Here is a 13,446-nt window from a genome sequence, read left to right as displayed (position 1 = left end):
GGGGCATTAAGGTTTCGCTAATCTTCGCTTCTTATACTCGTCGCATTGATATAACGAATGGTTGAATCATCATGTGGCTTGCTAAAAAGTTACGCTGTAACGATATAAAATTTACCCTGGCCTGTGCGCTTTTTTTCACCGTGTTAAATGCGCTGTTTATTCAGCGTAGCTGGTCGATTATCGCACCTGCCCGTCTGCACGACGTGCTTTTTGCCGCCAGCGTGCCGCTGGTACTGTTCTGCGGCTGGGTCATTGTTTTTAGCCTGCTGAATATTCCCTACATTCGCAAGCCGCTCATGATTGTCCTGACCATAGGATGCGCCGCCGCGACGTATTTTATGTATACCTATGGCGCGGTTATCGATCAGAACATGATGGTGAACGTATTCGAGACTAACTCTCAGGAAGCGACAGCCCTGGTGACGCCGCAGATGCTCCTGTGGCTGGTCGTGGCAGGTCTGGTTCCTTCCATCGTGTTAGCCCTGACGCGCATTCGAAGCGGAAAATGGTGGTATGCCCTGCTGACGCGTTTCGCCGCCATGCTCGGCGCGCTGCTGGTGATTATCCTGGTCGCGGCGGTATTCTATAAAGACTACGCTTCGCTGTTCCGCAATAATAAAAGCATCGTGAAAATGGTCACGCCCGCGAATTACGTCAGCGCCATAGTGAAGTACAGCGAAATGCGCTGGTTTGCCGGCGACCAGACGCTGGTCCGCATCGGCGAGGATGCCCATAAAGGCGCGCTGATTTCCGGCCAGCACAAGAAAACCGTGCTGGTTCTGGTGGTGGGCGAAGCCTCCCGCGCCGCAAACTACTCGTTAAATGGTTACCCGCGTGAAACTAACCCCGAGCTGAAAAAGCAGGATGTCATCAACTTCCCACAGGCAACTTCCTGCGGCACGGAAACCGCCGTTTCCGTCCCCTGCATGTTCTCCGGCATGACGCGGAAAAAATATGACGCTGACCTCGCCCACCATCAGGAAGGTCTGCTTGATGTGCTTAACCACGCCGGATTCAACCTGCTGTGGCGCGACAATGACGGCGGGTGCAAGGGTGCCTGTAACCGCGTGCCGCATACGGACATGACGCAGTGGAAACTGGATCGGTTCTGTAAGGACAAATCCTGTCTGGACGATGTCAACATGTACCGTCTGGATAACGTGCTGAATGGTCTGAAGCAGGACACGGTTCTTGTTATTCACCTGATGGGGAGCCACGGCCCGGCCTATTACAACCGTTACCCGGACAGCTTCCGGAAATTCACGCCGACGTGCGATACCAATGAAATTCAGGATTGCGATCATCAGTCGCTGATCAATACCTATGACAACTCGATTCTGTATACCGACAGCGTCCTCAGCCGAACCATCGACGCGCTGAAAGCCCGGCAGGCCAGTATGAATACGGCGCTGATTTACCTCTCCGATCACGGTGAGTCCCTCGGCGAAAGCGGTATTTATCTGCACGGCACGCCGTATATGCTGGCCCCGGAGCAGCAAACGCATATTCCGTTCATGTTCTGGCTCTCCCCGGATTACGTGAAAAACTTTGGCGTAAGCCCGGACTGCCTGCGCGCCCATGCTGCAAAAGATGCGGTTTCGCAGGATAATTTGTTCGCCACCGTGCTGGGCATGATGGACGTGAAATCAACGGTTTACCAACCACAGCTGGATATTATGTCGCAATGTCGACGCCAGGCTGACTTGCATTAGACCGAACGGTCTATTAGAGTGAAGGCATGAGCAGACACACAGAACACGATACGCGCGAACATTTACTGGCTACCGGCGAGCGCCTTTGCATGCATCGCGGGTTTACCGGTATGGGGCTGAGCGAGTTGTTAAAAACCGCTGAAGTGCCTAAGGGATCGTTTTATCACTATTTTCGATCCAAAGAGGCGTTTGGCGTGGCCATGCTGGAGCGGCACTACGCCAGCTATCATCAGCGCCTGGCAACCCACTTCGCCTGCGGTGAAGGGAATTACCGGGATCGTATTCTGAACTACTATCAGGAAACGCTGACGCAGTTCTGTCAGCAGGGCATCATCAGCGGTTGCCTGACGGTAAAACTGTCTGCCGAAGTGTGCGATCTTTCCGAAGATATGCGCACCGCCATGGATAAAGGGGCCAGCGGCGTTATCGCTCTGCTGGCTCAGGCGCTGGATAAAGGCCGCGATGAACAAACGCTCACCTTCTCCGGCGATCCGCTCACGCAGGCACAGGTGCTCTATTCCCTCTGGCTAGGCGCCAACCTGCAAGCAAAAATTTCTCGCAGTGCCGTGCCGCTCGAAAGCGCGCTGGCGCATGTGAAACGTTGTATTACGGCGCCCGGCGCGTAGCCGGCGTTTTTATTTACCCTTTTACTAGTCGACTGGTCTACTCAGGAGCCGTTATGTCCGCTGAAAAGCTATTTACCCCACTGAAAGTCGGTGCCGTTACCGCCCCAAACCGCGTGTTTATGGCCCCACTCACCCGTCTGCGCAGCATCGAGCCGGGCGACATCCCAACGCCATTGATGGGTGAATATTACCGTCAGCGCGCCAGCTCTGGCCTGATCATCTCCGAAGCCACGCAGATTTCTGCCCAGGCCAAAGGCTACGCCGGTGCGCCGGGTCTGCACAGCCCGGAACAGATCGCCGCGTGGAAAAAAATCACCGCAGGCGTGCACGCTGAAGATGGCCGTATCGCCGTTCAGCTGTGGCACACCGGTCGTATCTCGCACAGCAGCATCCAGCCTGGCGGTCAGGCACCGGTTTCTGCCTCTGCCCTGAACGCGAATACCCGTACTTCCCTGCGCGATGAAAACGGTAACGCGATCCGCGTCGACACTACCACGCCGCGCGCGCTGGAGCTGGGCGAGATCCCGGGTATCGTGAACGATTTCCGCCAGGCCGTTGCCAACGCCCGTGAAGCAGGCTTTGACCTGGTCGAGCTGCACTCTGCGCACGGTTACCTGCTGCATCAGTTCCTGTCACCGTCCTCCAACCAGCGTACCGACCAGTACGGCGGCAGCGTCGAAAACCGTGCGCGTCTGGTGCTTGAAGTGGTAGACGCCGTTTGTAACGAGTGGAGCGCTGACCGTATTGGTATTCGTGTCTCCCCGATCGGTACCTTCCAGAACGTCGACAACGGTCCGAACGAAGAAGCGGACGCGCTGTATCTGATTGAAGAGCTGGCGAAACGCGGTATCGCGTATCTGCACATGTCCGAGCCGGACTGGGCTGGCGGCAAGCCTTACACCGAAGCCTTCCGCCAGAAAGTGCGCGAGCGCTTCCACGGCGTGATTATCGGGGCGGGTGCCTATACGGCAGAAAAAGCCGAAGACCTGATCGGGAAAGGCCTGATCGACGCCGTGGCCTTTGGCCGCGATTACATTGCAAACCCGGATCTGGTGACCCGTTTGCAGAAGAAAGCCGAACTGAACCCGCAGCGCCCTGAAAGCTTCTACGGTGGCGGCGCGGAAGGTTATACCGACTACCCTTCACTCTAATCCCGCTTTGTACGTTGATAGCGGCGACATTTCGCCGCTATACTAAAACATCGTTTCTGTTCAAAAAGATAATCCATTTCATTGGTTAATGAGGAAATTATGCGCCTACTTCACACCATGCTGCGCGTTGGCGACCTGCAACGTTCTGTCGATTTCTACACTAACGTTCTGGGCATGAAGCTGCTGCGCACCAGCGAAAACCCGGAATACAAATACTCTCTGGCTTTTGTGGGTTACGGCCCGGAGTCAGATGAAGCGGTCATTGAGCTGACCTATAACTGGGGCGTGGACAGCTACGAGCTGGGCACGGCTTACGGCCACATCGCACTGGAAGTGGATAACGCGGCGGAAGCCTGCGAACGTATCCGCAGCAACGGCGGTAACGTCACCCGTGAAGCCGGTCCGGTTAAAGGCGGCACCACCGTGATTGCGTTTGTTGAAGATCCGGACGGTTATAAAATCGAGCTGATCGAAGCCAAAGACGCTGGTCGCGGTCTGGGCAACTGATCCCACAGGGCGCACTATGCGCCCGTTGTTTTGCTGCATCCCCTCTCAAAATTTGCCATAATGCGCACTGCTTTTTCCCCCTTGTAAGAGACCCTGATGTCCGATAACGCTCAATTTACCGGTCTGTGCGACCGTTTTCGTGGTTTTTATCCCGTTGTCATTGATGTAGAAACAGCCGGATTTAACGCTAAAACCGATGCGCTGCTTGAGATTGCCGCCATCACGCTGAAGATGGATGAACAGGGCTGGCTTGTACCGGACACCACGCTGCATTTCCACGTTGAACCCTTTGAAGGGGCAAACTTACAGCCAGAGGCGCTGGCCTTTAACGGAATCGACCCGACAAACCCGCTGCGCGGGGCGGTAAGCGAATACGAGGCGCTGCACGCCATTTTCAAAATGGTGCGTAAAGGCATGAAAGAAAATGACTGTAGCCGCGCCATCATGGTGGCCCACAACGCGACGTTCGATCATAGCTTCACCATGGCTGCCGCCGAGCGCGCCTCGCTGAAACGCAATCCATTCCATCCGTTTGTGACCTTCGACACCGCTGCACTGAGCGGCCTGGCGCTGGGGCAAACCGTGCTGTCCAAAGCCTGCATCACAGCGGGTATCGCGTTTGACGGCACCCAGGCCCATTCCGCGCTGTACGACACAGAGCGCACGGCGGAGCTGTTCTGCGAGATCGTCAACCGCTGGAAACGACTGGGCGGCTGGCCCCTGCCGATGGGCGACGAGGCCGATATTCAGTCATAAGACGGGTAAGCGACAGTGCCACGCGAAAAAAAAAGCGACCAGCATAATGTGGTCGCTTTTTTATATCATCAGAAAACTTACTCTGCGTCCGGCTCTTCGGTTTTATACTTCGCCGCAGTCTCTTTGATCAGCTGCTGCAATTCGCCACGCTGATACATTTCAATCAGGATGTCGCATCCGCCAACCAGTTCACCGTCAACCCACAGCTGTGGGAAGGTCGGCCAGTTTGCGTATTTTGGCAGCTCGGCGCGAATGTCCGGGTTTTGCAGGATATCAACGTAAGCAAAACGCTCACCACAGGCAGACAGCGCCTGAACAGCTTGTGCGGAGAAGCCGCAGCTTGGCAGCTTCGGGGAACCTTTCATGTACAGGAGAATCGGGTTTTCAGCGATCTGGCGCTGAATTTTTTCAATAGTGGTGCTCATGTCTTGCTTCCTTTAACTTCTGTTACGGCATCAGTCTGACATTGTAGCGGTTCAGGCCGACATCGGAAAATAACATTTTTGTCACGTCTCATTATTTTATCGCTTATCGCATAAAGTTGCATTGCAAATGACGCTTAACACCACGCACCGTGCGGTTTTGCTTAAGGAGCGAACACGCGTGCAACAGAATGGTGAATTTTTTTGCACTTGCTAACGAAACACAATTTTTGAATGAAAAATGCTATTAACTTATTCTGATTTTATGGATTAGAATCGACAGGTTTTGTAAATCTCACGCGGGTATGCTTTATTGGCCTGCACTTATCAGGGGACTGCCCAGTGGCGCGGATAACTAAAATCTCGATGACGCTCTGTGCTTTACTGTTTACCACACTCTCATTGACGCCAGCGGCGAACGCCTCCGAACAGGCGCGGCATTCTGCTGTACAAAAAACGCATCTGGCAAAAGCCACAGAACGTAAGAAAAAAACCACCAGCAAAACCGTTAAAAAGAAAACCACCGCTCAGACCAAAAAGACCGCCTCCAGCAAAACCAAAACCCTCCGTTCCGGCACGCACAAAACCACCCGTAAAACCGCCAGCCTTGTGAGTGAAAAATGCACCGTGCGCAAAGGACATAAAACAAAATGCGCTAAAGTGACGAAGCTGGCTGACGTGCATAAAGCGCGTATGCAGAAAGCGCAAAAAACGGCGATGAATAAGCTGATGGGGCAAATTGGTAAACCGTATCGCTGGGGTGGCACCTCTCCCCGCACCGGTTTTGACTGTAGCGGGCTGGTCTATTATGCCTATAAAGATCTGGTGAAGTTCCGCATTCCTCGCACCGCCAATGAAATGTACCACCTGCGCGACGCCGCGCCTGTAAACCGTGGCGAGCTGCAAAATGGCGACCTGGTGTTCTTCCGCACTCAGGGACGCGGCACGGCCGATCACGTTGGGGTGTACGTGGGTAACGGTAAGTTTATCCAGTCACCGCGCAGCGGACGGGACATTCAGATCACCTCCCTCAGCGAAGATTACTGGGTGCGCCACTATGTGGGTGCGCGCCGCGTGATGACGCCAAAAACCGTCCGCTAAACTCTGCCCTGTCGCTCCTGCGGCAGGGTAAGTTCCTCTTTTGCATACCCTTTCAATTTGCTATTCTGTCCTTGTTGTCTGTAGGGTTATTGGCAACGTATAAAACAATAAGGAGAGAAGCAATGTCGTTCGAATTACCTGCACTACCGTATGCAAAAGACGCCCTGGCCCCGCACATTTCCGCGGAAACCCTGGAGTACCATTACGGCAAACATCACCAGACCTATGTCACCAACCTGAACAACCTGATTAAAGGCACCGATTTTGAAGGCAAAACGCTGGAAGAGATCGTGCGCAATTCAGACGGTGGCGTTTTCAACAATGCTGCTCAGGTGTGGAACCACACCTTCTACTGGCACTGCCTGGCACCGAATGCAGGTGGGGAACCTACCGGTGACCTGGCCGCAGCGATTAACGCCGCGTTCGGCAGCTTCGCGGATTTCAAAGCGAAGTTTACTGACGCCGCCGTTAAAAACTTTGGCTCCGGCTGGACCTGGCTGGTGAAAGAGGCCGATGGCAAACTGGCTATCGTTTCCACCTCTAATGCGGGTACCCCGCTGACCACCAGCGCAACGCCGCTGATGACCGTGGACGTATGGGAACACGCCTATTACATTGATTATCGTAATGCGCGCCCGAACTACCTGGAGCACTTCTGGGCACTGGTTAACTGGGAATTTGTTGCGAAGAACTTCGCCGCGTAAGGGACACGCAGAAGGGGAAACCCTTCTGCGTTTTTGTTTATTCCGCCGTACACACCGCTTCTGGCTGTTTACGCCCGGACATCAGCACCAGCAGCAGGCCGAGTGCGGCAATGATCGCCCCCATCACCGGCACAAAGCTGTAACCTAAACCACCGGAAATCACCGCCCCGCCCGCTGCGGCTCCCAGCGCATTGCCCAGGTTAAACGCACCGATATTCACGGATGATGAGAGCCCCGGCGCCTCATGCGCAACACGCATCACGCGCATCTGCAACGGCGGCACCACGGCAAAGGTTGCGGCGCCCCACACTACCATGGCAACCGCGGCACCCGCTTCGTTACGCGCCAGCCACGGGATCGCCACCATGATGACGATCAGCAGCGTTAAGAAGCCTTTCAGCGTCCCACTCACGGAGCGGTCGGCAAATTTCCCGCCGAGATAGTTGCCAATCGAGAACCCGACACCAATCAGCACCAGCATCGCGGTAACAAAGAGTGGCGTTGCATGGGTAATGTCGTGCAGCACCGGGGAGATATAGGTGTAGAGCGTAAACATCGCCCCCGCCCCCAGTACCGTGGTGAGCAGCGCGGAAAGCACCTGGGGACGCATCAGCACCGCCAGCTCTTTACGTACTTCCGGACGTTCTCCCGCACTTCCTTTCGGCAGCGAGAAGAACAGCGCGACCATCGCGACCACGCCCAATCCGGCGGTTGCGAGGAAAGACATACGCCAGCCGATAGCTTCTCCCAGCCAGGTGGCGGCGGGAACACCGCCGATATTGGCGATGGTCAGCCCCATAAACATGGTGGCTACCGCGCTGGCCTGCTTATGTTTTGGCACCACGCTGGCGGCAACAACCGAGCCCAGCCCGAAGAAGGCGCCATGGTTCAGGCTGGTCAGAATACGGGAAAGCATCAGGGTGGTGTAATCCGGCGAAATCGCGGAAAGCACGTTGCCCAGGGTGAAAATCGCCATCAGGAAAATCAGCGCATTGCGGCGCGCGCGGTGCGAAAGCAGCAGCGTCATCAGCGGCGCGCCCACCATCACGCCGATCGCGTAGGCGCTGATCAACATACCGGCCGCAGGGATAGAGACGTCCACGCCCCGGGCGATAACAGGCAATAACCCCATCGGGGAGAATTCAGTGGTGCCAATTCCAAAGGCGCCAATCGCCAGGGCCAGCAGGGGAAAATTGATTTTCATGAATAAACTCCGGATACCGTGCCGTTACCCGGCACAGAATTAAGAAGTCAAAAGCATGACATCAATCACAAAAAATGAGAAGTTAACATTTTGGCAAAAGATTTTTGCCGGAAAGATAACAATAGCGGCAAGCGAGGGAGAAAATTCTCCCTCCACCTAAATCAGTGCAGCGCAGCGGTTAAACCACCCGCAACAATCAGGGCAAGAACAACAATGGTGGTAAACAGCGAAAACTTCAGATCGGTACTCATCAATTTTTCTCCTTTTATTCACCCTACGAAAAGTGAGCCTGCTCATTTTTACACAGTTCAGGTCAAAAATCTTCCAGGATTTAAGCGGATATCCACTTTACCTCTTCCCCTTTTCATCAAGATAGGACAAAATTCCACGCTAAATTTATTAGCGTACCGGCCACTGACCCCCTCCTGACGTCCTGTGTCGTTTTCCCGGCGTGTCGCAACTCAAGATTGCGTAATAAGGGTGAGAGAAGGCAAACGTTTACCTTCAATGGTTTCAGGAGCTTAGGATATGGTCTGGAGTGACATTTAATGGCAACAATTAAAGACGTAGCAAAACGCGCAAACGTTTCCACTACAACCGTATCACATGTTATTAACAAAACGCGTTTTGTCGCTGAAGAGACGCGCAATGCCGTCTGGGCAGCGATCAAAGAACTTCACTACTCGCCTAGTGCGGTCGCGCGTAGCCTGAAGGTTAATCACACCAAATCGATTGGCCTGCTGGCCACCAGCAGTGAAGCGGCCTACTTTGCTGAAATTATCGAAGCCGTTGAAAAAAACTGCTTCCAGAAGGGCTATACCCTGATTCTGGGCAACGCGTGGAACAACATTGAGAAACAGCGCGCTTATCTGTCGATGATGGCGCAGAAGCGCGTCGACGGCCTGCTGGTGATGTGTTCTGAATACCCTGAGTCGGTCCTTTCCATGCTGGAAGAGTATCGCCACATTCCGATGGTGGTGATGGACTGGGGCGAAGCGCGCGCCGACTTCACCGACTCCGTTATTGATAACGCCTTCGAAGGCGGCTACATGGCGGGGCGTTACCTGGTGGAACGCGGTCACCGTGAAATTGGCGTGATCCCGGGCCCGCTGGAGCGAAATACCGGTGCTGGCCGCCTGGCCGGTTTCATGAAGGCGATGGAAGAGGCGCTGATTACCGTGCCGGAAAACTGGATTGTTCAGGGCGATTTCGAGCCGGAGTCGGGCTATCGCGCCATGCAGCAGATCGTCTCCCAGCCGCATCGCCCTACCGCTGTGTTCTGCGGCGGCGATATCATGGCCATGGGCGCCCTCTGTGCGGCGGATGAACTCGGCCTGCGCGTTCCGCAGGATATCTCGGTGATCGGCTATGATAACGTGCGCAACGCCCGCTTCTTTACGCCGGCGCTGACCACCATTCACCAGCCGAAAGATTCGCTGGGTGAAACCGCCTTCAATATGCTGATGGACAGGATCGTCAACAAGCGTGAACAGTCCCAGTCCATTGAAGTGCACCCGCGCCTGATTGAACGCCGTTCCGTTGCGGACGGTCCGTTCCGCGACTACCGTCGTTAATCCTTTACGGGGCCAGCTATGCTGGTCCCCGTAACCACTCCCGGTTCAGCGTTTCGCTGTCTCCCAGATAATCCAGCAGCCAGGCCATGGCGGGCGATACGTCGTTTTGCTGCCACGTCAGACAGCACGCGGCGTCCGGGAAGGGATTTTCCAGCGTCAGAGCCACCCACTCCCCCGCGTCGATGCGCGGACGCGCAAAATGCACCGGCACCATGCCAACGCACAGCCCCGCGCTCAGGCAGGTGGCTGACGACTCCCAGTCCGGCGCGACCACGCGGCGCTGATTATCCAGCAGCCAGGTAATGCGCTTCGGCAGCGAACGGGACGTATCTTCCAGCACCAGCGAGGGCCAGTTGCGTAAGGTGTCATCGCTCAGCGGCCCTTCCAGCGCCGCCAGCGGATGATCGCGCGCGACCACGCAGGTCCAGCTCAGCATGCCCATGTCGCGAAACGCGTAGCGCCCCCCAACCGGGATCGCCTGGGTGGCGCCAATCGCCATCTCTGCCCTGCCGTCCGCCAGCGCATCCCAGACGCCGTTAAACACCTCCTGTGAAACGCGCAATTCGACGTCGGAGAAATGACGATAGAAATCGACGATCATCTGCCGGGTGCGTTCCGGCTTAACGATGTTATCCACCGCGATGGAAAGATGCCCCCGCCAGCCGTTGGCGATCTGCTGACACTGCTCGCGGGTGATCTGCATTTTTTTGATAACAGACCGCCCCTCTTTCAAAAACCACGCGCCGGCGGGCGTGAGCTCCACGTCGCGATGGCGCCGCTCAAACAGCTGGACCGCCAGCCACGCTTCCAGCTGACGCACCGTATAGCTGATGGCCGAGGGAACGCGATGCAGCTCCTGGGCGGCACCGGTAAAGCTGCCGTTACGCGCCACGGCATCGACCACTTCAAGAGAATAATCTGACCACATCTTTTGCCTGCAAAATTTTTGAATTCACCCGCCAAATATTAGCGTTTCACAAGCTGCTTTGCACCTCCTACACTCTGCGCCAACGTACACCTGCCTCCTCAGGAGAATAAACAGTGCAACCCAGGAAAGGATTTTTAGTCTGGCTCGGCGGCTTAAGCGTGCTGGGCTTTTTGGCGACCGATATGTATCTGCCCGCGTTCGCCGCGATGCAGGAAGATTTGCAAACCCCTGCCGCCGCTATCAGCGCCAGCCTGAGTTTGTTCCTCGCAGGCTTTGCCTTGGCGCAACTGCTCTGGGGGCCGCTCTCGGATCGTTTTGGCCGTAAACCCGTCCTGTTGCTGGGACTGGCAATTTTTGCCGTAGGCTGTCTGGGCATGCTGTGGGTCCGCGATGCCGCCTGGCTCCTCGTGCTGCGCTTCATCCAGGCCGTCGGCGTCTGTGCCGCAGCGGTCACCTGGCAGGCGCTGGTAACCGATTATTATCCGGCTTCGCGCACTAACCGCATTTTCGCCACCATTATGCCGCTGGTCGGCCTGTCGCCGGCGCTCGCCCCGCTGCTGGGCAGCTGGATCCTGGCGCATTTCGACTGGCAGGCCATTTTCGCCACGCTGTTTGCCATCACGCTGGTGCTGATGCTGCCCGCGTTCGGGCTCAAGCCTGCGCGTAAAAAAGAGACGCATCCGGACGCGCAGCCAGTGACCTTTACCTCCTTACTGCGGGCAAAAGCCTATCGCGGTAACGTGCTGATTTATGCCGCCTGCTCTGCCAGCTTCTTTGCCTGGCTGACCGGTTCGCCGTTCATTCTGCATGACATGGGCTACAGCCCGGCGGCTATCGGCCTGAGCTACGTTCCACAGACCATCGCCTTCCTGGTGGGTGGCTATGGCTGTCGCGCCGCACTGCAAAAATGGGAAGGCCAACAGATGCTGCCCTGGCTGCTGGTGTTGTATGCGTTAAGCGTGATTGCGACCTGGGCCGTCGGCTTTATTCCCGGTGCCGGGCTTGCAGAAATTTTGATTCCGTTCTGCGTTATGGCGATCGCTAACGGGGCCATTTACCCAATTGTAGTGGCGCAGGCGCTACGTCCGTTTCCGCAGGCGACGGGCCGCGCTGCCGCGCTGCAAAATACCCTGCAACTTGGCCTGTGCTTCCTGGCAAGCCTCGTGGTCTCTGCGCTGATTGTCACCCCACTGCTCACCACCACCAGCGTAATGCTGGTCACCGTTGCGCTGGCGGGTCTGGGGTATCGCATGCAGTCCTCCGCGCGTCGCGAGCAGAATGACAACGCGCAAACCGAAACGTCTCATGCCTGATTGCGCGGGAAATTATGTTAAAAACCAGTGATTAGGTTGCTAACAATTTTCTGTTGAATCACCCATTTTTGAGGCCTATACTGAATTTGGTTCGATAAATACGATAAATATTAAGCGTTAACGGGAGCCGGAGCGCTCCCGTTTTACCATGGAAGGCATTTCGGCAAGGGTTATCTCCCTTCCTCTGTTCTACGTCGGATATTAGCCTCGCGGGCATTTACCGTGAGATTTCTCACAAACCAAAAAAGCGTCTACGCTGTTTTAAGGTTCTGATCACAGCAAGGTGATGGAGAAGCTATGAGTTCATCGTGTATAGAAGAAGTCAGCGTTCCGGACGATAACTGGTCCCGGATCGTCAGTGAACTGTTGGGACGTGCGGGCATTACAATTAATGGCTCATCGCCCTCCGATCCCCAGATTAAACATCCCGATTTTTTCAAACGCGTTTTGCAGGAGGGATCGTTAGGGCTGGGTGAAAGCTATATGGACGGCTGGTGGGAGTGCGAGCGGCTGGATATGTTCTTCTCCAGCGTATTACGCGCCGGTCTGGAAAATCAGCTCCCCCGTCACTTCAAAGATACGCTACGTATCGCCTCCGCCCGCCTGTTCAATCTGCAAAGTAAAAAGCGCGCGTGGATCGTCGGCAAAGAGCATTACGATCTGGGCAACGACCTTTTCAGCCGCATGCTCGACCCGTTAATGCAGTACTCCTGCGGATACTGGAAAAAAGCGACGACCCTGGAAGAGGCGCAGCAGGATAAGCTACAGCTAATCTGCGATAAATTGCAGTTGCAGCCCGGCATGCGCGTGCTGGACATCGGCTGTGGCTGGGGCGGCCTTGCCTGGTTTATGGCGAAGCATTACGGCGTGAGCGTCGTCGGGGTCACGATTTCGGCTGAACAGCAGAAAATGGCGCAGGCGCGTTGCCTGGGGCTGGATGTCGATATTCGGCTTCAGGATTACCGCGACCTGAACGAGCAGTTCGACCGCATTGTTTCCGTTGGCATGTTCGAGCACGTCGGGCCCAAGAACTACAGGACCTATTTCGAGGTCGCTGACCGGAACCTGAAGCCTGAGGGTATTTTCCTGCTACACACCATCGGCTCTAAGCGCACCGACAACAACGTGGATCCCTGGATCAACAAATATATCTTCCCGAATGGCTGTTTACCCTCTGTTCGCCAGATTGCCAACGCCAGCGAACCGCATTTCATTGTGGAAGACTGGCATAATTTTGGCGCAGATTACGACACCACGCTGATGGCGTGGCACGAACGTTTCCAGGCCGCATGGCCTGAAATCGCCGACAACTATTCGGAACGATTCAAACGGATGTTCAGCTATTATCTCAATGCCTGTGCCGGGGCTTTTCGCGCGCGGGATATACAGCTATGGCAGGTGGTGTTTAGTCGCGGGATTGAGCACGGCCTGCGCGTGGCCCGCTAAAA

The 13,446-nt window shown here is 55.6% G+C and carries 14 protein-coding genes; 10 read left to right on the top strand and 4 right to left on the bottom strand.

Annotated features, from left to right (window positions below):
• Nucleotides 1-71 precede the first annotated feature (71 nt).
• From eptA to rnt, 5 genes are all read left to right on the top strand, one after another.
• Entirely contained in the window at nt 72-1,712 is a 1,641-nt protein-coding gene (gene eptA, locus IM300_RS06070) for a phosphoethanolamine transferase EptA (protein ID WP_193035716.1), read from the top strand.
• 26 nt (nt 1,713-1,738) lie between these two features.
• Nucleotides 1,739-2,338: a TetR/AcrR family transcriptional regulator gene (locus IM300_RS06065; protein WP_193035714.1), complete on the top strand. Its 600-nt coding sequence runs from the start codon at nt 1,739-1,741 to the stop codon at nt 2,336-2,338.
• Nucleotides 2,339-2,391: 53 nt separating this feature from the next.
• A complete protein-coding gene (locus IM300_RS06060; protein ID WP_193035712.1) occupies nt 2,392-3,489 on the top strand; it encodes an alkene reductase in 1,098 nt (365 codons plus the stop codon).
• 99 nt (nt 3,490-3,588) lie between these two features.
• On the top strand, nt 3,589-3,996 hold the full coding sequence (gene gloA, locus IM300_RS06055) for a lactoylglutathione lyase (protein WP_063448928.1): 408 nt from the start codon (nt 3,589-3,591) through the stop codon (nt 3,994-3,996).
• A gap of 96 nt (nt 3,997-4,092) precedes the next feature.
• Complete coding sequence (gene rnt, locus IM300_RS06050) at nt 4,093-4,752, top strand: ribonuclease T (protein ID WP_063448929.1); 660 nt, start codon at nt 4,093-4,095, stop codon at nt 4,750-4,752.
• Nucleotides 4,753-4,829: 77 nt separating this feature from the next.
• On the opposite strand, the gene grxD is transcribed toward rnt, so the two are convergent.
• Entirely contained in the window at nt 4,830-5,177 is a 348-nt protein-coding gene (grxD, locus tag IM300_RS06045) for a monothiol glutaredoxin 4 (protein ID WP_003832760.1), read from the bottom strand.
• A 339-nt stretch (nt 5,178-5,516) separates the two neighbouring features.
• On the opposite strand from grxD, the gene IM300_RS06040 reads away from it, so the two are divergent.
• Both IM300_RS06040 and sodB read left to right on the top strand, forming a co-directional pair.
• On the top strand, nt 5,517-6,275 hold the full coding sequence (locus IM300_RS06040; RefSeq protein WP_063867003.1) for a C40 family peptidase: 759 nt from the start codon (nt 5,517-5,519) through the stop codon (nt 6,273-6,275).
• Nucleotides 6,276-6,397: 122 nt separating this feature from the next.
• Nucleotides 6,398-6,979 (top strand): superoxide dismutase [Fe], encoded by a 582-nt coding sequence (gene sodB / locus IM300_RS06035; protein ID WP_063867005.1) that lies wholly within the window; start codon nt 6,398-6,400, stop codon nt 6,977-6,979.
• Nucleotides 6,980-7,016: 37 nt separating this feature from the next.
• On the opposite strand, the gene IM300_RS06030 is transcribed toward sodB, so the two are convergent.
• Nucleotides 7,017-8,183 (bottom strand): MFS transporter, encoded by a 1,167-nt coding sequence (locus tag IM300_RS06030; protein ID WP_131636790.1) that lies wholly within the window; start codon nt 8,181-8,183, stop codon nt 7,017-7,019.
• A gap of 161 nt (nt 8,184-8,344) precedes the next feature.
• Nucleotides 8,345-8,434 carry a YnhF family membrane protein gene (locus tag IM300_RS06025; RefSeq protein WP_003857632.1) on the bottom strand — a complete coding sequence of 30 codons (90 nt, stop codon included), beginning with the start codon at nt 8,432-8,434 and terminating at the stop codon, nt 8,345-8,347.
• 297 nt (nt 8,435-8,731) lie between these two features.
• Between IM300_RS06025 and purR the strand changes: the two genes are divergently transcribed.
• The gene (gene purR, locus IM300_RS06020) at nt 8,732-9,757 is read left to right on the top strand and encodes an HTH-type transcriptional repressor PurR (RefSeq protein WP_006809011.1); all 1,026 of its coding nucleotides are present in this window, start codon (nt 8,732-8,734) and stop codon (nt 9,755-9,757) included.
• A gap of 16 nt (nt 9,758-9,773) precedes the next feature.
• Here the strand turns inward: purR and punR are convergent, their stop codons facing one another.
• Nucleotides 9,774-10,685, bottom strand: coding sequence for a DNA-binding transcriptional activator PunR (gene punR / locus IM300_RS06015; protein WP_193035710.1), 912 nt, complete (start codon nt 10,683-10,685; stop codon nt 9,774-9,776).
• A 113-nt stretch (nt 10,686-10,798) separates the two neighbouring features.
• Between punR and punC the strand changes: the two genes are divergently transcribed.
• Together punC and cfa are read left to right on the top strand one after the other, a co-directional pair.
• Nucleotides 10,799-11,998 carry a purine nucleoside transporter PunC gene (punC, locus tag IM300_RS06010; protein ID WP_107535209.1) on the top strand — a complete coding sequence of 400 codons (1,200 nt, stop codon included), beginning with the start codon at nt 10,799-10,801 and terminating at the stop codon, nt 11,996-11,998.
• 297 nt (nt 11,999-12,295) lie between these two features.
• Entirely contained in the window at nt 12,296-13,444 is a 1,149-nt protein-coding gene (gene cfa / locus IM300_RS06005; protein WP_107535208.1) for a cyclopropane fatty acyl phospholipid synthase, read from the top strand.
• Nucleotides 13,445-13,446 lie beyond the last annotated feature (2 nt).

The organism is Enterobacter cloacae complex sp. I2, assembly GCF_014896205.1.
In the GTDB taxonomy this organism is placed as follows: Bacteria; Pseudomonadota; Gammaproteobacteria; order Enterobacterales; family Enterobacteriaceae; genus Enterobacter; species Enterobacter quasihormaechei.
Note: the sequence above shows the minus strand (reverse complement) of the source record. Positions and strands in the feature narration are given on the sequence as shown.